We start from the raw sequence: 21,828 nt of genomic DNA, 5'->3' as shown, positions 1-21,828 counted from the left end.
GACACCAACCGAACCCCAACGGTGCGCGCCAAGGTCGATGATGGCGTGCACCGTTTCTGTTTCTGGCTCGTAGATGAGTTTCAGGCCGAGGCCGAGGGCCAGGCGCTGCGGAAGGTGCGACGGTAGGCGTCCGGTGGTACACCGACGGTGCGGTTGAAGTGTCGGCGCAGCGTCGTGGCGGTTCCCATGCCAGCCGCCCGGGCGATGGCGTCGATGCTGTTGTCGGTGTTCTCCAGCAGCTCCTGGGCCCGGCGGATCCGCTGCGTTGACAGCCACTGCAGCGGGGTGGTGCCTGTTACCGACTTGAAGTGGCGGGCCAGGTTGCGCGAGCTCATACTCGCCTGGCGAGCCAGGTCCTCCACGGTCAGCGGACGGTTCAGCCGTTCCATCGCCCAGGGGAGCAGGTTGGCGAGGGGATGGTCGTCGCGGGCGGGCACCGGGGTGGTGACGAACTGGGCCTGGCCGCCGGCGCGATGCGGCGGCACGACGAGGCGGCGGGCGACGGCGTTAGCGACCGTCGAGCCGTGGTCGCGGCGGATCAGGTGCAGGCACAGGTCGGTCGCGGCGGCCTTGCCGGCAGAGGCGAGCACGTTGCCGTTGTCGACGTAGAGCACGTCCGGGTCGACCTTCACCCGGGGATAGCGGGCGGCCAACGCCTCGGTGTGGGCCCAGTGCGTTGTCGCGCGCAGCCCGTCCAGCACCCCGGCGGCGGCCAGCACGAACGCACCGGTGCACAGCGAGACCATCCGAGCGCCCGCCTGGTGGGCCGCGCGGACGGCGTCGAGCAGGTCGGGTGGCACGTCCGCGTCGATGTCCTCCACGGCAGGGATGATCACGGTGTCGGCGCGGGCGAGTCGGTCCAACCCGTCGTCAGGTTCCATACGGAATCTGCCGATCCGGACCGGGCCCGGGCCGCAGACCACGAGGTCGTACCACGGGTCTGCCAGGCCGGAGGGGTCGCGGACGAAGACTTCGCAGGCCATGGCGAGCTCGAAGTGCGGCATCCCGTCGGTGGCGGCGAGCGCGATAGTGGCCATGTCCGAAATTGTATGGGGCATGGCGTTCCAGACACTAGTCCGTGGCCGGCCGCTGCTGGGAGGCTGTCCTTAGTCGATCTTTCGAGGAGCACGGAGGAACTGCAGATGGGTTCGGGTCAGACCGTGGCGGTGTTCGGTGCGTACGGACACACCGGGCGGTTCGTGGTGACGGAGTTGCGCGATCGCGGGTTCGTCCCGCTTCTCCTCGGTCGCGACGCGGGCAAGCTCCAGGCGCTGGCGGCGTCGCATCCGGGGCTCGAATACCGGGTGGCGTCGGTCGACGATCCGGCCTCGCTCGACCAGGCATTGAAGGACGCGGCCGCGGTCATCAACTGCGCCGGCCCGTTCGCCTCGACCGTGGCCCCCGTGATCGAGGCCGCCCTGCGCACCGGGGTCCCGTACGTGGATGTGGCGGCCGAGATCGAGGCCAACCTCGACACGTTCACGCACTTCACCGCCCGCGCTCAGACCGCAGGCGTCGCGGTGGTCCCGGCGATGGCCTTCTTCGGCGGACTCGGCGATCTGCTCGTCACGACGGCGATGGGCGACTGGATGGCGGCCGACGAGGCGCACATCGCGTACGGACTGAGCAGTTGGCACCCCACGGCTGGGACCCTCGCCTCCGGCACCGTCTCCCGGGAACGGCGCGATGGCCAACGTGTCCGCTACACCGGTGGCCGGCTGGAGTATTACGTCGACGAGTGTGACCTGCCGACCCTGGAATGGGACTTTCCCGCTCCGATTGGCCGCCGGACCGTCCTCGGCGAGTTCACGATGGCCGACGTCGTCACCGTCCCCAGCCACCTGTCCATCCCCGAGGTGCGCACGTACATGACCACCGACGCGGCCAAGGACCTGGCCGCTCCAGACACACCCGCACCGACTGCTGTCGACGAGCGCGGCCGATCCGCGCAGACGTTCACCGTCGACGTCATCGTGCGCTCCGGCGACACGCAACGACGCGTCGTCGCCAGCGGCCAGGACATCTACGCCATCAGCGCACCGCTGGCGGTCGAAGCGGTCCATCGCATTCTCGGCAGTCAGACGAGGACGAGCGGCGTCGCCTCCGCCGGCAAGATCTTCGACGCGCCCGACTTCCTCCGCGCGCTGTCCGCGCACATCTCGCTCGAACCGCGCCACGAGTCTCGCGCGCCACAGTTCTCCTGATCGCCCAGCCACAAGTGACAGCCCAGACAGTCCCCAATGTCGGCGTGCCGCACCGTCACGACGGGTGCGCGCTGAGATCCACTGCAGCGCGCACCGTTTGCGTTCCCGGCTGATAGGTGAGCCGGAGGCCGAGTTGCCGGTGGACCTCGGCCTTGTCAGCGGGGTCGGCGTCGCGGAGCACGGCAGCGATGTCATCGAGCGCCTGTACCAGGTGATTGATCTCCTCTCGGTGCATCCGGCGCGGGCTGTTGCCCGGCGCTCCACCTTGTCCCCGTCCGGAGAGGCTGGACGGTCTACGACTGCCCGACGAGGAGATCCGCCGCCGTCCACGCCCAATGCGGCAACCAGTTGAGCGACGGCACACGGATAAGAGCGACCGGCAGTAGGTGCTACTTGAGGCGTCGGGTGGTGGGGCGGGTGTCCTACCGGTAGAGCGTTCGGGCGCGGCGGATGAGTTGACGTACGGTGACGAGGGCGGCGCGGTCCAGGTGCATGGTCGCGCCCTCGGGCATCGGCCCGACCTGCGCGGCTGCGGCTTTGACGGTGGGGCGCAGCAGTGGGCTGTCGTGCCGGTTGGCCGGCGCGGACACCACACCCAGGGGTATGTCATCGCCCTCGACATGCGTGGAGCGCTTCAAGCCGCCTTTGCCTCGGTCGACCGGGGATCGGCCGGCCCGTTCGCCGCCGCAGGGCGCCTTGGTGATCGCTCCGTCCACGGCCTGGTCCTGCAACGACAGACCGATCATCTGGTCGTAGGCGGCCAGGGCCAGGGCGTGGACCTTCTCGCCGATCCCGGCCGCTGCCCAGTCCTTGAGCCGGCGGCGGATGGCGCGGTCCGAGCATCCGACGGTGGCGATGCGTTCGTAGCTTGAGCCGTGGAGCAGGGCGTCGATGACGTGCTCGAACACGACGCGGTCGGGGATGCGGCGGCGGTGGCAGCCCAGCGGATGGGCCGGGTCGAACTCCGGCCGCTGTGGAAGTACCGCGGCGAACTCGACCCAGACGGGGTTCAACAGCGATGATGGCAGGGCAGGCACGGGACTCCTGTCGATCACTGAGCGTAGAGAACTCCATGATCGATAGATCCGGTGCCTGTTTGCTGCCCCCGACCAGTCGTCTGTCCGAATCGGCGCCTACTGCCGGTCGCTCTTAAACGATCAACTTCAAGGGATCGGTGCTCGTACGCGGTCAGGGTCGTGAGGCGGCCGCCGGGCGGAAGCCCGCCGAAGGCAGAGACCACGCAGCTACGGGCGTTTGCCGAGGAGGGAGCGCGTCGCGCCAACAGCCCTCATCGGCGGTGTCCGGCAAGCCACAATTGTCGTATCAGCCGGTCCACGGATGACCCGGAGCCGGCGCTCGGGTCCGCGGCCGGTGGAGGCTCATCAAGGGCCATGAACCGAACCGGGCATCCGTCACGGGAGGTCGACATGAGCACCCCGCAGGAAGATCAGGACGGCGCAACGGACGTCATCAAGGAGCCGACCGCGCCCATGAAGCTCGAGGTCGTCGTCATCCCTGTGGCTGACGTCGACCGCGCCCTGCGCTTCTACGAGGGATTGGGGTGGCGGCTCGATGCGGACTACGAGGCCGGCCCGAAGTTCAGGATCGTGCAACTCACGCCGCCGGGGTCGGCATGCTCGATCCACCTCGGCCGCGGGCTCACCCCCGCGGCGCCTGGCACTGCCCAGGGCACGTACCTCGTGGTCTCCGACATCGATCAAGCCCGCGCCGACCTGATCAGCAGGGGCGTGGAGGTGAGCGAGGTCTACCACAACGTCTACGACACCGGCGACCAAGAACGGGTGGACGGCCCCGCCCCAGACCGTCGCAGCTACGCCTCATTCGCCTCGTTCACCGACCCGGACGGCAACGGGTGGCTGCTGCAGGAGGTCAAGGAGCGGCAACCCGGACGGTGACGAGTCCGCACGACCGAGGAGGTTTTGACTGATGGATGTTGAAGATCTTGCGCAGCTCCTGCATGAGACGGCCGAACACCACGGCTCGTTTGAGGCGGTCGCCCCACCGCACGACTGGTGGGACTGGTACGCGGCGTACATGCGTGCGCGCGAAACCGGGAACCCCCCGGACGATGCCTCCGCGGCCGCCGGGCGCTACATGGCAGAGGTCAAGCACGTTGTCGTCTCACCCGCTTGACGCCCGCACCGGTATCTGAACTGAAGAACCGGGCCGATGCCCGACGACGCGACCATGCACCTGGACCGCGCCTACGACAACACCCCGACCCGCGACCTGCTCGACGAACTGGGCCTGCACGGCGAGATCGCCCGCAAGGGCGTGCCCGCGCCGATCCAGGTCGGCAAACGTTGGGTGGTGGAGCGCACGAACTCGTGGATGAACGGCTACGGCAAGATCCGCCGCTGTACCGAACGCGACGCGAAGATTATCGACTTCTGTCTTTGCCTGGCCGCCGCATACGGTCACGTGGCGTCGCGCATCGGCGATGCATTGCGGGAGTGCGCCAGCGGGCCAGAGCTAGTCGGGTACGGCTACCCGCAGGACGTCGACATCGCCGCCGAGGTCGCAGCGAGTGACATCGGGCCGGTGCTCGACGGCGAGCGCTTCCGGCCCGTCAGTTGCCGGGTGTGAGCAGCTCGACCACTACTTGCTGAGGCTGAGATGCCGAGAGGGGTTTGGGCACTTCAGTCGAGGTTTGGCCAGGCAAGCACACGGTGCAAATTGATCTCGTAACGTGGCTCCGGGCGGGCGTAAACCACGGGCCATCCACGCGCCACAAGGTGATGTCACCGGAGGTCAAACCAGGCCACCTGAGGGCGCGTCGAACAGGCGTAGCGCGACCCCATGAGCCGATCTTGTGAGATTCCCAAGCTAACGGTCCGCTCCGCCCAGGTGTGCCCGTCGCGTGCCCGGTCGGACGGGCGGGTGGGTCAACGCAGCATCGGGACGGCAGGGCGTTTCCAGGGCGTCAGGACGTGAGTGGGGCGTCAAACGGCGACCAATGTTGACCATCCGGCCATCGGCTGCCGGGCATACGGCGAGGTCACCGCCTTGATCGAGGCGGTGACCTGGTGGGCGACGGACGAGTCGACCTGTACGCCGGATGCTGTTCGACGTACTGTCCCGGCCATGACCAAGACGGGCGGGTCGACGACTCCGAAGCGGGATGCTGGGTTGGGTGCGTGGTTCCTGACCTTCGGCTTGGGTGTCCTCCTGATCGAGCTTTATGCGGGCGACCATCCGTTCACCGGCGAGCCCACGTCATGGGGACTCGGCGAGGTCCTCACTGTGATGGGCGGTGTCTTCCTCTGCCGGGCAGTCCCAACACACCCACGACACCGTGTTCCCCGGCGCCCGCGGCTACCACCAGCGCCGCTCCAACTTCAACCGCCGTGCCTGGACCCCGGCCATCGCCGGTGACCCGAAACGCGGCAACCCACCGATCCTGCCCGGCATGCACTTCCACGACCTCCGACACACCCACAAGACCTGGCTCATCGAAGACGGCATCCCCGAGATCGCCCAAGCCCGCCGCCTCGGACACCGACTCGCCGGCGTGCGAGGCATCTACAGCCAGGTCACCGAACCCATCATCAACAATCTCGTTGACGCGCGGCAGCGCCGCTGGGAAGCCACCCAACCCGACGGCCCCGACCCGGTCGTCCGCCGGCTGAGACCCGCCGCCTAATCGGTCGTATCAGTCGAGAGTACGGCCGTCAGGCCCGCCTCACCGTCTGCCGGTCCTGTCGCGCAGCCAGCGCTCGAATTCGACGGCGACGATGCGTTCGTCATGCACGCCGGTCGCGTCGTCGGAGGCCAGCCAGACGATGGGCGGGCCCATCACCGCGGGCTCCAGGAACCCTTGGCCCTCGGGTACGGCGTCGAGGGGCAGCATTCCCGTGACGGTCGCACCCCCGGGCAGCAGCAGGTTGACACTGACGCCCGCGTCTCGCAGGTCGGCGGCCATGATCCGGGACAGCGCCTCGCTGCCGGCACGCGACGGCCCGTAGGGGACGAACCCGGCTCGGTGCATGGTCGAGTGGCTCACGGAGATGTTGACGATGCGGCCGCCGCCGGCGGCCAGCATCCGCAGCGTGACCTCGCGCGCTACCAGGAAGTAGCCGGTCAGATTGGTGTCGATCAGCGCACGGAAGCCGTCGACCGGCACCTCCCAGAAGCCCTGGGGGTGGGTCATGAAGCGCGGGTTGACCGTGCGCATGCCGATCCCGGCGTTGTTCACCAGCATGTCGATGCCGCCGAGCCGCGACCACGCCTGGTCGACCGCCCTGGCCACCGACGACTCGTCCCGTACGTCCAGCTCGATGCCGACCGCCCCGGGCAGGTCGGCGGCGACCGAGCTCGCGCGCTGGCCGGATCGGCCGGTCAGCGCGACCGTCGCTCCCGCCGTGGCCAGGGCGGAGGCCATGGCCAGTCCCAGTCCACTCGTCCCGCCGGTCACCAGCACCCTCATCGGAACACCCCCCACGAACGACCCACCCGCGCTCGCCAGCCGTGCTCTTCAGCAGCGTGGAAGCTCACGACCACGACGCTAGGAGTTCGTGCGGGCTCGAAGTCAAGCCGCAGCCGGTATCCCCGGGCCCGCTCGCTCCGCCCCCAAGCAACGGGCCTGCATCGCCGTGGCCGCTCGGCGTACCCGGGTCAGCGGGCACACCGTGCGCTACTACATGGGCGCTTGCCCGGTCGCACAACCCTGGCCCTTTCCCCGCTCTGACCAGCACCGCCAGCATGAAAGTGGCTGTGACTGGCTGGTCGGACCTGAAAACTCGGGCGTCCATTGAGGGTGTTTAGCTGCCAGTGGGGCCGGGCGGGACAGCCGTCGGCGGGACTGGATGAGGCCGCGTTCCTCGGTGACGTGCGGGCGGGAAACTACCCAAGGGAAATGCCCCAAGGGCAACCTCTTCCTCACATGTACCAGGGCCTGCTCGGGCCTGGCGGGTGACCCGGTGATTGACCAACGGAGCCGCGGCGAGATGAAACGCGAGATGAAATCTGGCAAGCAGGCACGGCAAGCATTGAAACTATCCTGCGGGCTGTGGCGTAATTGCTGGCAGATCTTTTCGCCACGACCGGACCTGGAGGATCGAATGTCACTGAGGATCCGCAGGGCGAGGCCCGGCACCCTGGCTGCCGCAGCCGCGCTCGCCGTCACCGCCGCGCTCGGCGCGGCGGTCCCGGCCGCCGCCGAATCCACCGACGTCCCGGGGGCGGCCGCCCCTCCGATTCCGTTGCGGGTAACGACCTACAACATCCACGCCGGAGCCGGCGAGGACAACGTCTTCGACCTGCACCGGACCGCCGAGGCGCTGCGCTTGTTGGACGCCGACGTGATCGGCCTTCAGGAGGTCGACCTGCACTGGGGTGCCCGGAGCGACTTCGTCGACGAGGCTGGGGTCCTGGCCGAGCTGTTGGGCATGCGGGTGTTCTTCGCCCCGATCTACGACCTCGAGCCGGCCACCGAAGGCGCGGCCCGGCGGCAGTACGGCGTGGCAGTGCTGAGCCGATACCCGATCCTGGACGCGACGAACCACGAGATCACACGCCTGTCCACCCAGACGCCGAACCCCGTGCCCGCCCCCGCGCCCGGCTTTGCCGAGGTGACGGTCAACGTCCAGGGCGCACACGTGCACGTCTACTCCACCCATCTCGACTACCGGTCCGACCCCTCGGTTCGTCGTGCCCAGGTCTCGGACATGCTCGGGATCCTGGCGGCCGACTCCGGACCGAAGGTCCTCGTCGGCGACTTCAACGCGGAACCGGCCGCCCCTGAGCTCGCCGCGCTGTGGCAGCCACTTCGGGACGCCGCCCCGGACGGAGGCGAGACCTACCCCGCGGTCAACCCGATCAAGCGGATCGATCTCGTGACGGTCTCGCCCGATGTCACCGTGCTCGGGGCGCACGATGTCACGACCGCGGCGTCCGACCACCGACCGGTCGTCGCCGACCTGCTGGTGCACCAGCGCGGAGCCGATCGCTGACGATCGCGGCGTCACGCCTTGCCGGTGCCCGCCAGCCGTGCCGTCGTTCCTCGGCAGAATGACGGGGTGGTGGCGCGAGGTTACGGCAGGAAGTATTCGGCCATGAGCCGACCGACCCATTGAGCAGGCTGACAAGGCGTCGGCCTGGGAGCGCAGGAACTGGGCCCAGGTGCTGGAGGCGCGTTTGGGTGCGGGATCGATGCCGGCATCCTTCAGCGGCTCCCAGACGGTGGAGGCGGCAACCTTTACCCCCAGGACCAGCAGCTCGCCGTGGATCCTGCGGTACCCCCAGCTCGGGTTCTCCCGGGCCAGACGCAGGACCAGCACGCGGATCGAACGCACGGTCGGCGGCCGGCCCGGCCGTCGGGGCTTGGACACGGCGGCGTGTCGACGGGCGACCAGATCTCGGCTCCGAAGGGGTGCAGTCCTTGCTCTGCCTCGACAGGCCGACCGCTGTCCGGCTGGTGAGGGTCACATCAGTCTCCGGGTGGACGCGCAGGCACGGACCGGGCCCGGGGCCGGTGGCGCCGGCCGCGGATAGGTTCGACCGCCCCCGTCCATCCTGTCGCCCGGGCGCCGCAACTTGCGTCCGGCGAGTACGTTGACGGCCAGCAATTCCGTTGACGTCTCGCCCACGGCGAGTGCTGAAGAGGGTGGTGCCGGTGACGGCGACGCTCGTCCCCCCGCCGGTGACCGATGTACGGCGTGCCGGGCCGGCCGGTCTGCGGGGCTGGATCGTCGGTGGCCTCCGGGACACGCCACGCCGGCTGGCCGCCGTGCTGGCCGGCCTGGTCGCCCTGGGGTTCGTCGTCGGGGTGGTGGGGTTCATCGGGGTGCGGCAGCGGGCCGACCTGATCGACGGCGTGACGTCTCGCAGCGGCGCGCTGGTGGTGGCCGCTCAGAACCTCTACCGGGCCCTGTCCGAGGCGGACGCCACAGCGGCGAGCGCCTTCCTGTCCGGCGGTGTGGAGCCGGCGGCGCAACGTGACCGCTACAGGCAGGGCGTGACCGATGCCGCGGCGGCGTTGACCGTGATCGCGGCCGGGCGGTCGGGAGACGGGGCCAGGGACGGCGCCGTGGGGGTGATCGCGGCCGAACTCCCGGTGTACACCGGGCTGATCGAGACGGCGCGCGCCTACAACCGGCAGGGGCTGCCGGTCGGCGCGGCGTATCTGCGGGAGGCGTCGGGGCTGATGCGGCAGCGGATGCTGCCGGCCGCCCAGCAGCTCTACCAGTCGGTCACCGTGGAGCTTGACCGGGCGCGCGGCGGCGGCGCCGGGTTCCCCTGGATCGCCGTGCTGCTCGGGCTGGTGGCCATAGCCGGTCTGGTGCGGACGCAGATCTGGCTCACCCGGCGGACCAACCGTGTGTTCAACATCGGGCTGGTGTCGGCGACTGCGGCCGCGGTGGTGCTGGTCGGCTGGCTCGGCGTGTCCGCGGTCGTCATCGGCACCCGGCTGGACGCCAGCGACCGGGACGGATCGGCGCAGGTGGACCGGCTCGTCCAGGCCCGGGTCGCGGCGTTGCAGGCCCGCGCCGACGAATCGTTGACCCTGGTGGCCCGCGGCGCCGGCGGTGACTTCGACAAGGACTACAGCGCGGTGATGAGCCGGCTGATCGGCCCGGATGGACACGGCGGACTGCTGCGCGACGCGGCCGAGCGGGCCGCCGACGAACCGACGCGGGCCGCGGCCGACAGCGCTGCGGGGCAGGCCCGGGACTGGCTCGCCGCACACCAGAAGCTGCGGCAGCTCGACGACGGTGGCCAGTACACCGAGGCGGTGACCGCCGCGGTGGGCACCGACCCCGGTGCGACGACGAGCATCTTCAACGAGTTGGACGAAACGCTCGCCAGCGCCATCGCCCGCAACAGCGACCGGTTCGAGGTCGACGCCCGGTCCGCCCGTCGCGGCTTGTCCGGCATGGACCTCGGCGTGGTGGTCCTGGCCGGGTTGATGGTGGCCGGCTCTGCGGCGGGCATCCAGCGACGAATCGCGGAGTACCGATGAATGTCTCTCGACTGATGTGCGCGACCGTGGCGCTGACCATGGCCCTCGGCCTGGCCGGCTGCAGCGGTGGCAGTGGCGGCGGGATCCTGCCGGCCGGCACGTCCGCCGTCACGCCGGTCCGCCCGGTCGGGTTGCAGGATCCGGCGGAGGTCCCGGACGGGGCCAACGCCGGCCCCGCCTCCTGCGATCCACGGGCCAGTCTCCGCCCAGCGGCCACCCAGCCCCGCCCCGGCCAGATGCCGGCCGGCTCGACCATGGCTCAGATTTTGCACCGGGGCCGGCTGATCGTCGGTGTCGATCAGAACAGTTACCGGTTCGGGTTCCGGGACCCGCTCACCAGCGAGCTGACCGGCTTCGACGTGGACGTGGCCCGCGAGGTGGCCCGGGCCATCTTCGGCGATCCATCCAAGATTCAGTTCAGGGCCACGAACTCGGCGTCGCGGATCCCGTCCCTGCAGGACGGGACGGTCGACATCGTCGTACAGACCATGACGATGAACTGCGAACGGTGGCAGAAGGTCAACTTTTCTACCGAATACTTCACCGCCGGCCAGCGGATCCTGGTGCGCCGCGGCTCGCCCGTGCGCGGCATTGCCGACCTGGGCGGCCAGAAGGTCTGCTCGGCGATCGGCAGCACGTCGATCCGCAACGTCGCTGCCGCACCGGCCAAGCCGCTGCCGGTCGGGGTGCCGGACTGGACCGACTGTCTGGTGATGCTTCAGCAGAACCAGGTCGCTGCCGTCTCCACCGACGACAGCATTCTGGCCGGGCTGGCCGCGCAGGACCCCAACGCGGTCGTGGTCGGGCCACGGTTCAGCGACGAGCCGTACGGGATCGGCATCAACCGTGACGCCACGGACCTGGTCCGGTTCGTCAACGGGGTGCTGGCTCAGTTGCGGGTGGACGGCACGTGGACCCGGCTCTACACCCGGTGGCTGACCGCGCTCGGCCCGGCTCCACAGCCGCCGACCGCACGATACCGGGACTGACCGGCGTGACCGCACCGGCTCCGCTGAGCCGTGACGAGGTCGACGTGGCCATCGTCGCGCTGGGGGCGGCCCACGACCGGATCTCCGCCGCCATGTACGCCCTGGACAACCACCCCGGCCTGGCGGCGGTCCGGGTGCCCGGCCTGACTGGGCAGACCGAGCGGTACGCCGCCGACCTGGCCGCCCACATCGACGCGCTCTGGTCCCGGTTCACCGCACTCGGCGTGGTCCTGGACCAGATCCGGACCCTGCGGGCGCAACGGTCCCGGCCCGGTGACGAGGAGTTGGCGAAGCTCACCTGGTTGCTGCGTGCCCCGGTGGTCCCGGTCGGCGCGAACGGAGTGGTTCTCGACGATGCGCTGCCGGCTGCCGTCCGGCTGCCGCTGATGGAGCTCGCCCGTCAGCTGGAAACAGGCAGCGCCGACGCCATCGACCGGTTGTCCATCCTGGTTGAGGCCGGGTCGGCGCTGGCCGTCCGGTTCGGGCCGCCAAGCGAGGCGCTGGCCCGGCTACGGGCGGCCGTCGACGCGCTTGGGCCGGACGGGGCGCCTACCGCCGCCCTGGACCGGCTCGGCGAGCGGCTCGCCGACGCGTACCGGGAGGCGTCCGGCGATCCGCTGGCGGTGGCGCCGGGCGGCCCTGGCGCCGGCACGCTGGACACCCGGCTGCGTGAGCTGGCCGCTGACACCGCGACGGTGGCCGCCGTGCTCGACGCGCTCGTCGGACTACGCGACGGCTACCCGCGACGGGCGGAGCGGCTGCGCGCCACGGTCGTCGAGGTCGAGGCCGGCGAGGAGGCGGCCGCCCGGGCCTGCGCCGCCGCCGAGGAAAAGATCGCCAACACCGGCCTGCCCGCCGTACCGGACGCCACCCCCGCGCTACGGGCCCAGCTGGCGCAGCTCGACCAGCTTCACCGGGAGCGGCGGTGGAGCCGGCTGGCCGACGAGCTGGCGGCGGCGGAGCGGGCCGCCGTCGCGGCGGTCGAGCGGGCCGCCGGGCTGCGGGATGCCGCGGACGGGCTTCTGGAGCGCCGTGCCGAGCTGCGCGGGCGACTGGCCGCCTACCGGGCCAAGGCGGCCCGGCTCGGCTTCGCCGAGCACACCGAGCTGTCCCGTCGGCACCGCGCCGTCGAGGACCTTCTCTACTCCAGCCCGTGCGATCTGCCTGCGGCGACCCGGGCCCTGTCCGCGTATCAGCGGTATCTCAACGACCTCAGCGAGCGGGGGACGACATGAGCCAGCGGTGCGTACGACCCGACTGCACCGGCAGCTACGGGCCGGAGGGCTACTGCGACGAGTGCGGGCGCAAGGCCCCGGCCGGGGTCCTGCCGGCGCAGCCGTCCCCCGGCGCCGGGCCGGCGCGGCCCGGGTCGGGCGTGGGACCGGTGCCGCTCGCCTCCGTCGCCTCGACCCCGGTGAGCGCGCGTGGCGGTTCGGTGCGCACCGGCTCGCGGGGCTCCGGCCGCAGCCGTGGGGCCACCCGCGGTGGCCTCGGCGCCGGCCTGATCGAGCTGCCCCGGGTCCCGCTGCGCGACCCGGCCAGCGCGGTGATGGCCGAACCGGCGGTGGCCGAGTCCCGCCGGTACTGCATTGCGTGCGACAAGCCGGTAGGCCGAGGGCGGGACGGCACCCCGGGCCGAGCCGAAGGCTTCTGCCCCAACTGCGGCACCCCGTTCTCCTTCCTGCCCCGCCTCGGCCGCGGCGACGTGGTCGACGACCGGTACGAGGTGCTCGGCGCGCTCGCCTACGGCGGGCTGGGCTGGATCTACCTGGCCCGGGACAGGAACGTCAGCGACACCGTCAGCGACCGGTGGGTGGTCCTCAAGGGGCTGATCAACACCAGTGACCCGGACGCGATGGCCGCCGCCGTGACCGAGCGGCGCTATCTGGTGGAGATCGACCATCCGAGCATCGTCAAGATCCACGATTTCGTGCAGCATCCGGACCCCAAGACCGGAGTGCCGGTCGGCTACATCGTGATGGAGTACGTCGGCGGCCAGTCGCTGCGGGACATGCTGGTCAGCCGGCGGGCGGTCACCGGCGAAAGGGCGCTGCCGCTGCCTGAGGTGATCGCCTACGGCGTCGAGATCCTGCCCGCGTTGGGCTATCTGCATGAGCGCAACCTGCTGTTCTCCGACTTCAAGCCGGACAACGTCATCCACGCCGAGGAGCAGCTCAAACTGATCGACCTCGGTGCGGTCCGGCAGGTCGACGACGACGTGAGCGCGGTCTACGGCACACCCGGCTACCAGGCTCCAGAGGTCGCCGAGGTGGGGCCTTCGGTGGCGGCCGACCTCTACACCGTCGGCCGGACCCTCGCGGTGCTGAGCTTCGACTTCCGCGGCTTCGCCAGCACCTACGCCGACCGGCTGCCGGACCGCTCCGAGGTGCCCCTGCTAGGGCGCGAGGAGTCGTACGACCGGCTCCTGCGCCGGGCCACCCACCTCGATCCGGACCGACGCTTCCAGTCGGCGGCCGAGATGAGCGAACAGCTCCTCGGGGTGCTGCGAGAGGTGCTGTCGGCCGCCGACGGCGTGCCCCGGCCGGCGGTGTCCCGGCAGCTCACCCCGGAACGGCGGGCGTTCGGCACCCGCGCCGGCGAGGTGGGCTTGACCGCCATTGCCCGGCGGCTCGACCCGGCGGAGGTCGCCGCCGCGTTGCCGCTGCCGCAGGTGGACCTCCTCGACCCGGGCACCGGCTTCCTGACCACGCTGACGGCGACCGCCCCAGGCGAGCTGATCGCGCAGTTGCGCAACGCCCCGGTGCGCAGCGTCGAGGTGGCGCTGCGCATCGTGCGGGCCCGGATCGACGGCGGCGACCTGGCCGGCGCCGCCGCAGACCTGGACCGGCTCTACGCCGACGACCCGTTCGACTGGCGGATCGACTGGCACCGCGGCCTCGCCGCCCTGGCCGCGAACCGGCCCGGGGACGCCCGGGTGGCCTTCGACGCCGTCTACGACCAACTGCCCGGCGAGCCGGCCGCCCGCCTGGCGCTGGCCGCCGCAGTGGAGAGCACCGGGGACCCAGAGCTCGCCGAGCGGCTGTACGACCGGGTCTGGCGGACCGACCATGGCTTCATCAGCGCCGCCTTCGGGCTGGCCCGGCTCCAGCTCGCCAAGGGCGGCCGAGTCGCCGCGCTGCGCGTCCTCGACCAGGTGCCGGAGAGCTCCAGCCACCACATCGCCGCCCAGGTGGCCGCGGTCCGGGCCAACCTACCGGCGGACGGGCTTCCCGCCGGCGCCGGCGAACTGCTAGCCGCCTCCGACCGGCTGCAGCGGCTCGGGTTGGACGTCGAGCGGCAGGCCCGGTTGACGGTGGAGATGCTGGAGGCGGCCCTGGCCTGGGTCACCGCCGGGCACACCCTGCCGCCGGACGCCCGGGTCCTCGGGCACGAGCCGCACGAGAAGGGGCTGCGGCTGGGCCTCGAACGCGCCTACCGCACCCTGGCGCAGCTGGCCGCCGACCCGCCCACCCGCATCGCGCTGGTCGACCGGGCCAACGCCGTCCGGCCGAGGACACTGACATGACGGCCCCGTCTTGCCCCGAGCACGGCCCGGCCGGCGATCCGCGAGATCACTTCTGTGAGGTGTGCGGGCGCAACCTGCGGACCGGCGAGGAGGCGACGGCCACCGCGGCCCCGCTGCCAGGCCCGAGATCCGGCACACCGCCGGTCGTACCGTGGTTGTCCTCCCGGGCGACCGAGGGCGACTGTGGCGGGTGCGGCGCCCAGGTTCCAGGCGGCGGATACTGCGACTCGTGCGGCCGCCGGCGCTCGGTCGGCCGCGACCACGCCGAGCTCGACCTCGGCGTCCTTGCGGCAGTGACGGACCGGGCCCGCCGGCCGCGCAACGAGGACGCGGTGGCGATCGGTCGAGTCGCCGGCGCCACCGTAGCGGTGGTCTGCGACGGCGTCTCCACCTCGACCCGCGCCGACACCGCCGCCACCGCCGCAGTGGAGTCGGCCATCGAAGAGCTGCTGGACGCCCTGCGGGGCGGCGCGGATCCGGCGGAGGCCAGCCGGCGGGGCGCCCGGGCGGCGGCCGTCGCGGCCCGGGGCGCCGCCGGACCCGCGGATCGTGACACCCCACCCAGCTGCACGTACGTCTCCGCCATCGTCGCCGGAGACGGGGTGACGGTGAGCTGGATCGGGGACAGCCGGGCCTACTGGCTCGGGCCGGATGAGGCGCTGTTGACCCTCGACGACTCGTTGCGGGCCCGAGTGGCCGCCGGCCTGCCGGTGCCGGCGGCGCTGGCCGAGGAGGACCCCCGTTCCCCAGCCCTGATCCGCTGGCTCGGTGTGGACGGCGACGATGAGGAAGCCCACGTCGTGACGGTCCGTCCAAGCGGTCCTGGCCGGATCGTGGTCTGCTCCGACGGGTTGCACCATTACCTGCCGGGCGCGAACGAGCTGGCCGCAGCGGTGTCCGGTCTGCCGCCGACGCCGCTGGCCGTTGCGCAGGGCCTGACCAGGCTGGCGTTGGAGGGCGGCGGCCACGACAACGTGGCGGTCGCCGTACTGCCGTTTCCGGCAACTGAGACAGGAGGAACACCGGCATGAGCGGGCAACCCGAGTTCGTCGCCGAGGTCGACCAGAACGAATACCTACCGGTGGGACGACGGATCGTGGACGCGATCGTCACCGTCACCGCCTCCGGCGCGGACCTGCGGGGTGACACCGGCCCGCTGAGCGCGGCGCAAGTGATCATGATCGACACCTCCGGTTCGATGACCGCGCCGCACTCGAAAATCCAGCAGGCGAAGCGGGCCACCGCGGTCGCCATCGATACCCTGCGCGACGGCGTGGCCTTCGCGGTCGTCGCCGGCTCAGCACACGCCCGGATGGTCTACCCGCCGCAGCCGGGCATGGTGCCCGCCTCCCCGCAGACCCGGGCGCAGGCCAAGGCGGCGGTGGCCGGGCTGCGAGCCGAGGGCGGAACCGCCATCGGCGCCTGGCTCAACCTGGCCAATCATCTGTTCGCCAGCCAGCCGGCCGAGGTGAAGCACGCCATCCTGCTCACCGACGGGCAGAACCAGCACGAGCGGCCGGAGGACCTGCAACGGGTGCTGGACGCCTGCGAGGGCCGGTTCATCTGCGACAGCCGAGGAGTCGGCGCCGACTGGGTCGCCGACGAGCTGAGGAAGGTGGCGTCCACCCTGCTCGGCACCGCCGACGGGTTGGAGAACCCGGCCGACCTGCCGGCCGCGTTCCAGGCGATGACCGCGTCCGCGATGGGCAAGTCGGTGGCTGACGTGGCACTGCGGGTGTGGAGCCCGGCGGGCGCCACGATCCGCTTCGTCAAACAGGTCTTCCCTCAGGTCGAGGACCTCACCGGCCGGCGCAGCGAGGTCAGCGCCCGCATCGGCGACTATCCGACCGGCGCCTGGGGCGCGGAGAGCCGGGACTATCACGTCTCGGTGGAGCTGGAACCACAACCGGTGGGGGAGGAGTTGCTCGCCGCCCGGGTCAGCCTGGTCAGCGCCGGCCAGGTGCTCACCGAGCGACTCGTGCTGGCCCGGTGGACCGACGACGAGGAGCTGTCCACCCGGATCAACCGGCAGGTGGCGCACTACACCGGCCAGGCCGAGCTGGCCGCCGCGATCCAGGACGGGCTGAAGGCCCGGGACGCCGGCGACGTCGAGACCGCCACCGCGAAGCTCGGCCGGGCGGTGCAGCTGGCCACCGAGTCCGGCCATACCGACACCGCCAAGCTGCTGGCCCGGGTGGTGGACGTGGTCGACGCGCCGACCGGCACGGTCCGGCTGAAGAAGCAAGTGGCCGGAGTGGACGCCGAGCTGACCAACGTGCGGTCGGTGAAGACCATCCGGGTGAAGAAGACGCAGGCCTGACGGGAGCGGAACGATGGCCACCTGCCCCAAAGGACACGAATCGACGACCGTCGACTATTGCGACCAGTGCGGTGCCCCGATGTCCGGCACGTCGACGCCGGCCGCTGCGGCCCCGCCGTCCGTGGCACCGGTCTCGCCTGCAGCCCCGCCCGCGGAACCCGCCGCCACCGGTACGCCGTGCCCGGTCTGCGGTACGCCCCGGACCGGCCGGTTCTGCGAGGAGGACGGCTACGACTTCCTGCTCGCCCCGCCGGTGACCGCGGCGGATCCGCCCACCTTGCCCGTTGGCGTCGCCGGCCCGGAGGCGGGTAGTGAGACGGCCGCCGGACCGGTGGCTTCGGCCGCGCAGGCGGCGCTGGTCGTCGTGGTGGGCACCGACCGCGGCTACTTCGACGCCGTACTCGGCATGGGCGGCGAGGACGCCGGCGAGTTGACCTTTCCTCGGTTCATCGTCGAGCGCCGGTTCCCGTTGGTGGGCCAGCAGCTGCTGATCGGGCGGTCCAGCCGGTCCCGGGGCATCCATCCCGACATCGACCTCAGCGGCCCACCGGAGGACCCGGGTGTCTCGCATACCCACGCGCTCCTGGTCGCGCAGCCGGACGGTTGGGCGGTGGTCGACCTCGGCTCATCCAACGGCACGTACCTCAACGACCCGCAATCGGCGCCGGTCCCGTCCGAGACCCCGGTGCCGATCGCCGCCGGTGACCGCGTCTTCGTCGGCGCTTGGACCTGCCTGTCCATCCGTCCCGCCTAACCTGATCTTGAACCTTCGGCAGTCGCCGTATCGGCGTGCTGACGTCGTAGCGCGGGGTGGGCTGTTGCTGTGGCCGGCTGATCGCCCGGGGCCTGGTCGGGAGTGTTTCGACGCTCCGGCCGGCAGGTGGCCTTCGCGCGGAGGTGCCGACACCCGAGGTTCCCACCGGGATGTGCACACCGGGTACCCACGAGCTCGCTCCCGTTCGTCCGATCCGGTTCGGGCGGAGGGTGGCCGGCGTCGGCGACAGATTCCCGTCCCGCTCGGCGGACTGGGATGTCCGGTCGGCGCAGACCGTGCCGGAAACATCGCTGACCCGGTGGGCAAACGGGCAACCGCCGTGCCCGTCGTCATCGCCAGGGCCGCTGCGGTCCGGTGTGTCGGGTGAATCGATCCTCCGCAGGCAGGTACCTGATGAGTGGCAGCTGCGAGACGTCGGCGGGCGTCAGGACGACCGGCTTGTCGAGCCCCGTGCCCACCGTGCGCAGGAAGGCGCGCAGCGCGTCGAGGTGCCGCTGGTCCCGGAGCTCGCGGGCGTCGAGCACGAACTCGATCTCGTCCTCGGCGAGGAAGTCGGTGACGATCTCCAGGCCAGTGGTCGGCCGGATGAGCAACGACGGGTACGCCCCACGGCGGCTGGCGGCGAAGATGTCGCCGACCCGGCCGGGCAGCTGCAGGGGTGACCGGTCGACGACGTACTCGATCGGCCAGCCTTGCGACCGGACGACGTCAAGCAGCCGCTGCCAGTCGAACAGGCCAGCGTCGAAGACGTACGCGTCGAGCAGGCTGTCGCCCTCGACGTAGTCGATGTGCCAGTCCTGCAACCTGACCAGGTCGACCACCTGCCACCAGCCGGCCCCGTCGACGTCGGAGGCGGCCGAGAGGAGCGGCGCAGCCGAGGTCGCCGGGTCGGGCGGGCCGGCAGCCACCGGATCGACGCCGACGCGACCACTCGGCCGCGACCCCCACCACCGGCGCCGGGTGAGGACGAGGCCGAGTCCGCCCAGCACGGTCACCACGTGGCGTAGCAGGTCTCCGGTCACGTTGGCCATGATCCTCGCTGGCCCGTACGGGGGCGAACGCGATCGGTGGCCGGGGCGTACCCGGAGGCTGGCCTTGCTACAGGCCCGCCAGCGCGGTCGCGTCTCGAGCAGGCTGGCCCCAGGCACGCCACCGACGGTTGTCCGGAACCTGTCAAGTCCAGCGAGACATGTTGTTGATCGTGGGTTAGGCCGGTGATTGCGCTGCTGATGGCGTGATCGATGGGTGGCTCGTCGTCGGCTCGGCGGGGTTGCTGGTGTCGGGTTTGTTGATCCATGCCCGGTCCGGCAGGCGGGGGGCGACGGGTGAACCGCTCGGGATGTGTGGCCCAGGCCGCATCGAGGGTGCGTTGCCGCTCGGCGTGGACGAGGTCGGCGGTGCCGTGGTGCACCGAGGTCTCGGGCACCCGCGGAAACCGTGTGGTCGCACGCACCTGTGCTGCTCCTCGGCTTTGTGCGGGTCTCTCGGGGCATATCGCGGGCGGTGAGGCGGGTAGGTCATCATCGTGTGGTGACTGAGGTCTGTCCGTCGTGCGGCGGAGCGCTGACGGGACGGACGCTTGGCACGTCAAGGTCCAGTGCAGCGCCGCGTTAGTCCTTCGGGGGTTGTTCGGTCCAGTCGTTGAGGTAGAGAAGGCCGGCACAGTCGATGGACTCCTCGGGCGCGCCGGTGGTCCAGCCGCGACACTGCCTCTACCGCCGATCTGCTCCGTGGCGCTCAAGGCACATCGCGAAGCTCAGGAGATCGTGAAGGCTGAAGCCGGCCGGCGTGACAGGACAACGACCCGGTCATCACCACGACGTTCGGAGCTTCGATCGTACGAGATCCTAGCTCGCCGACTACCTCGTCAAGATCTTCCTTCCGGCCGCCCCAGCGTTCCGCGACTCAATCGAACTCGCATATGCACACTGGCAACACGCCAAGGCCCGCGAACAGACCGAAACGAAAATCCACGACCTGTGGCCTGCGTACGCAGCACGCTGGCCACGGCTCGGGCTAGGCGCCCAGCGCCCCGTGATGATCATGAGCGAGGTCCCGACGGTCCCGTCTATGATCCACTGGCAGCGCGACCGCGACGGAGGAACACAAGTGATCGACGCGATCTTTTTTGATGTCGGCGGGACGATTCTCGACGAGTCCCACGAGTTCGAAACCTGGGCGGACTGGCTCGGCGTTCCACGGCATACGTTCTCGGCGGTCTTCGGTGCGGTGATCGCCCGGGGTCTGGACTATCAGGAGACGTTCCGGGTCTTCCGGCCCGGGTTCGACCTTGCGGCCGAGCTCGAGCGCCGAGCAGCTGCTGGCAAGCCGGAGTCGTTCGGCGAAGAGGATCTCTACCTCGACGCGCGACCGTGCCTGACGTCCTTGAAGGATCAGGGCCTGTTCGTGGGCTTGGCCGGCAACCAGCCGGCTCATGCTGAAACGATCCTCCACGCTCTCGACCTCTCCGTGGACGTGATCGGCACGTCGCACGGTTGGGGCGTGGAGAAGCCGTCACCGGCCTTTTTCGAGCGGGTCATTCGCGAAGGCGGTGGCGATGCGTCTTCGATCCTGTACGTCGGCGATCGGCCCGACAACGATGCACGCCCGGCCAAGGAGGCCGGTATGAAGACGTGCCTGATCCGGCGCTCTCCGTGGGGTCACATCCTCGACATCCCAGACGTGTCTGAGCAGTGCCTGTTCCGCATCGATTCGCTGGACGAACTCCCGAGCCTGGTTGCGAAGCACAACGCGGCAAGCGGCTGGACGGACCTACGACGGACGACTCCTCAAGATCACCTGAACCCCCGAAGGACTAACGCGGCGCTGCACTAGTGTCCTGCGCCTGATGTTCGTTGGCTATGTGTAGTGTGTGTTGTATGCCGAGGACTGGGCGGCCGAAGGCCGAGTTGGTGTTGACCGACGAGGAACGCGCGACGTTGGTGCGTTGGTCGCGGCGGGCGAAGTCTTCTCAGGCTCTGGCCCTGCGGTGTCGGATCGTGTTGGCGTGCGCGGAGCCGGGGGCGACCAACAACCAAGTGGCCGCCGATTTGCGGGTATCGCGGCCGACGGTGGGTAAGTGGCGGAGCCGGTTCGTGCAACGGCGTCTGGCCGGTCTGGTCGACGAGGATCGGCCGGGCCGTCCGCCGTCGATCACCCTCGACCAGGTGGAGGAGGTGCTGGTGTCCACGCTGGAGGAAACACCCAAGGATGCTACGCACTGGTCCCGCAAGTCGATGGCCGAGAAGTCGGGGTTGTCGAAGTCGACGATCGGGCGGATCTGGCGCAAGTTCAACCTCAAGCCGCACCAGGCCGACACGTTCAAGCTCTCGACCGACCCGCTGTTCATGGAAAAGGTCGTCGACGTGGTCGGGCTGTATCTGGACCCGCCCGCCGGTGCGGTGGTGCTCTCAGTGGACGAGAAAGCACAGATCCAGGCGCTCAACCGCTCCCAACCGGTGCTGCCGATGATGCCCGGCATGCCCGAACGGCGTACCCACGACTACGTGCGCAACGGCATCACCAGCCTGTTCGCCGCGTTCAACGTCGCCGACGGCACCGTCATCAGCGCCCTGCACCGCCGGCACCGGGCGACGGAGTTCAAGAAGTTCCTCGCCCGTATCGATGCCTCGGTCCCCGCCGGGCTGGATGTCCACCTGATCTGTGACAACTACGGCACCCACAAGACCCCCGCGGTCAAGGCGTGGCTGGACAAGCACCCTCGCTTCCACATGCACTTCACCCCGACCAGCTCGTCCTGGATCAACCAGGTGGAACGCTGGTTCGGCTTCCTGACCGACCAGATGATCCGCCGCGGCACCCACAAATCCGTACAGGCACTGGAAGCCGACATCCGCTCGTGGGTCGCCAACTGGAACGAGAACCCACGTCCCTTCGTGTGGACGAAGACAGCCGAAGAGATCATCGAGTCCCTCGGCCGATTTATTCAACGAATCTCAGGCGCAGGACACTAGCGACCGCGCTGCTGGGTTGTCTGGGGTCGATCTGCGTCGTTGCGGCGCTTGTTGTCGTC

At 70.4% G+C, this 21,828-nt stretch carries 17 protein-coding genes and 3 pseudogenes; 15 read left to right on the top strand and 5 right to left on the bottom strand.

Going from position 1 to position 21,828, the window contains the following annotated elements:
* Positions 1–80 precede the first annotated feature (80 nt).
* On the bottom strand, positions 81–1,037 hold the full coding sequence (locus OG799_RS15450; protein ID WP_406045722.1) for a helix-turn-helix domain-containing protein: 957 nt from the start codon (positions 1,035–1,037) through the stop codon (positions 81–83).
* Here OG799_RS15450 and OG799_RS15445 point away from each other — a divergent pair.
* Entirely contained in the window at positions 996–2,204 is a 1,209-nt protein-coding gene (locus tag OG799_RS15445; RefSeq protein WP_406045721.1) for a saccharopine dehydrogenase family protein, read from the top strand. The genes OG799_RS15450 and OG799_RS15445 overlap by 42 nt on opposite strands.
* Positions 2,205–2,259: 55 nt before the next feature.
* On the opposite strand, the gene OG799_RS15440 is transcribed toward OG799_RS15445, so the two are convergent.
* Positions 2,260–2,439 carry a hypothetical protein gene (locus tag OG799_RS15440; protein WP_406045720.1) on the bottom strand — a complete coding sequence of 60 codons (180 nt, stop codon included), beginning with the start codon at positions 2,437–2,439 and terminating at the stop codon, positions 2,260–2,262.
* Positions 2,440–2,683: 244 nt separating this feature from the next.
* Positions 2,684–3,241 (bottom strand): annotated as a pseudogene (locus OG799_RS15435) (IS5/IS1182 family transposase); the annotation flags it as partial.
* Between the two features lie 390 nt (positions 3,242–3,631).
* On the opposite strand from OG799_RS15435, the gene OG799_RS15430 reads away from it, so the two are divergent.
* The 4 genes and pseudogenes from OG799_RS15430 to OG799_RS15415 all read left to right on the top strand — a co-directional run bounded on the left by OG799_RS15430 (position 3,632) and on the right by OG799_RS15415 (position 5,868).
* Positions 3,632–4,120, top strand: coding sequence for a VOC family protein (locus OG799_RS15430; RefSeq protein ID WP_406045719.1), 489 nt, complete (start codon positions 3,632–3,634; stop codon positions 4,118–4,120).
* Between the two features lie 31 nt (positions 4,121–4,151).
* On the top strand, positions 4,152–4,358 hold the full coding sequence (locus OG799_RS15425) for a bleomycin resistance protein (RefSeq protein ID WP_406045718.1): 207 nt from the start codon (positions 4,152–4,154) through the stop codon (positions 4,356–4,358).
* 24 nt (positions 4,359–4,382) lie between these two features.
* Positions 4,383–4,637, top strand: a pseudogene (locus OG799_RS15420) (IS5/IS1182 family transposase); the annotation flags it as partial.
* Between the two features lie 841 nt (positions 4,638–5,478).
* Positions 5,479–5,868 (top strand): tyrosine-type recombinase/integrase, encoded by a 390-nt coding sequence (locus OG799_RS15415; RefSeq protein ID WP_406045717.1) that lies wholly within the window; start codon positions 5,479–5,481, stop codon positions 5,866–5,868.
* Positions 5,869–5,907: 39 nt separating this feature from the next.
* Here the strand turns inward: OG799_RS15415 and OG799_RS15410 are convergent, their stop codons facing one another.
* A complete protein-coding gene (locus OG799_RS15410; protein WP_406045716.1) occupies positions 5,908–6,651 on the bottom strand; it encodes an SDR family NAD(P)-dependent oxidoreductase in 744 nt (247 codons plus the stop codon).
* A 397-nt stretch (positions 6,652–7,048) separates the two neighbouring features.
* Here OG799_RS15410 and OG799_RS15405 point away from each other — a divergent pair, with 397 nt between their 5' ends.
* From OG799_RS15405 to OG799_RS15370, 8 genes are all read left to right on the top strand, one after another.
* Positions 7,049–8,176: an endonuclease/exonuclease/phosphatase family protein gene (locus OG799_RS15405; RefSeq protein ID WP_406045715.1), complete on the top strand. Its 1,128-nt coding sequence runs from the start codon at positions 7,049–7,051 to the stop codon at positions 8,174–8,176.
* Between the two features lie 662 nt (positions 8,177–8,838).
* On the top strand, positions 8,839–10,185 hold the full coding sequence (locus OG799_RS15400; protein ID WP_406045714.1) for a hypothetical protein: 1,347 nt from the start codon (positions 8,839–8,841) through the stop codon (positions 10,183–10,185).
* Entirely contained in the window at positions 10,182–11,174 is a 993-nt protein-coding gene (locus OG799_RS15395) for a glutamate ABC transporter substrate-binding protein (RefSeq protein WP_406045713.1), read from the top strand. Before OG799_RS15400 ends, OG799_RS15395 begins: the two co-directional genes overlap by 4 nt.
* Positions 11,175–11,179: 5 nt before the next feature.
* Entirely contained in the window at positions 11,180–12,409 is a 1,230-nt protein-coding gene (locus OG799_RS15390) for a hypothetical protein (RefSeq protein WP_406045712.1), read from the top strand.
* The gene (locus OG799_RS15385) at positions 12,406–14,700 is read left to right on the top strand and encodes a tetratricopeptide repeat protein (protein ID WP_406045711.1); all 2,295 of its coding nucleotides are present in this window, start codon (positions 12,406–12,408) and stop codon (positions 14,698–14,700) included. The genes OG799_RS15390 and OG799_RS15385 overlap by 4 nt, the downstream gene beginning before the upstream one ends.
* Entirely contained in the window at positions 14,697–15,731 is a 1,035-nt protein-coding gene (locus OG799_RS15380) for a PP2C family protein-serine/threonine phosphatase (protein ID WP_406045710.1), read from the top strand. The genes OG799_RS15385 and OG799_RS15380 overlap by 4 nt, the downstream gene beginning before the upstream one ends.
* Positions 15,728–17,020 (top strand): vWA domain-containing protein, encoded by a 1,293-nt coding sequence (locus OG799_RS15375; RefSeq protein ID WP_406045709.1) that lies wholly within the window; start codon positions 15,728–15,730, stop codon positions 17,018–17,020. The genes OG799_RS15380 and OG799_RS15375 overlap by 4 nt, the downstream gene beginning before the upstream one ends.
* A 79-nt stretch (positions 17,021–17,099) precedes the next feature.
* Positions 17,100–17,774, top strand: a complete 675-nt coding sequence (locus OG799_RS15370; RefSeq protein ID WP_406045708.1) for an FHA domain-containing protein — start codon at positions 17,100–17,102, stop codon at positions 17,772–17,774.
* Positions 17,775–18,124: 350 nt separating this feature from the next.
* Here OG799_RS15370 and OG799_RS15365 read toward each other — a convergent pair whose 3' ends face one another.
* A complete protein-coding gene (locus tag OG799_RS15365; protein ID WP_406045707.1) occupies positions 18,125–18,817 on the bottom strand; it encodes a hypothetical protein in 693 nt (230 codons plus the stop codon).
* A gap of 1,087 nt (positions 18,818–19,904) precedes the next feature.
* Here OG799_RS15365 and OG799_RS15360 point away from each other — a divergent pair.
* A pseudogene (locus OG799_RS15360) lies at positions 19,905–20,555 on the top strand (HAD family hydrolase); the annotation flags it as partial.
* Between the two features lie 119 nt (positions 20,556–20,674).
* A complete protein-coding gene (locus OG799_RS15355; protein ID WP_406046297.1) occupies positions 20,675–21,769 on the top strand; it encodes an IS630 family transposase in 1,095 nt (364 codons plus the stop codon).
* Positions 21,770–21,828: the final 59 nt, after the last annotated feature.

The organism is Micromonospora sp. NBC_00898 (assembly GCF_045207895.1).
Lineage (GTDB): Bacteria > Actinomycetota > Actinomycetes > Mycobacteriales > Micromonosporaceae > Micromonospora.
This window is presented reverse-complemented; position numbering and strand designations above follow the sequence as displayed.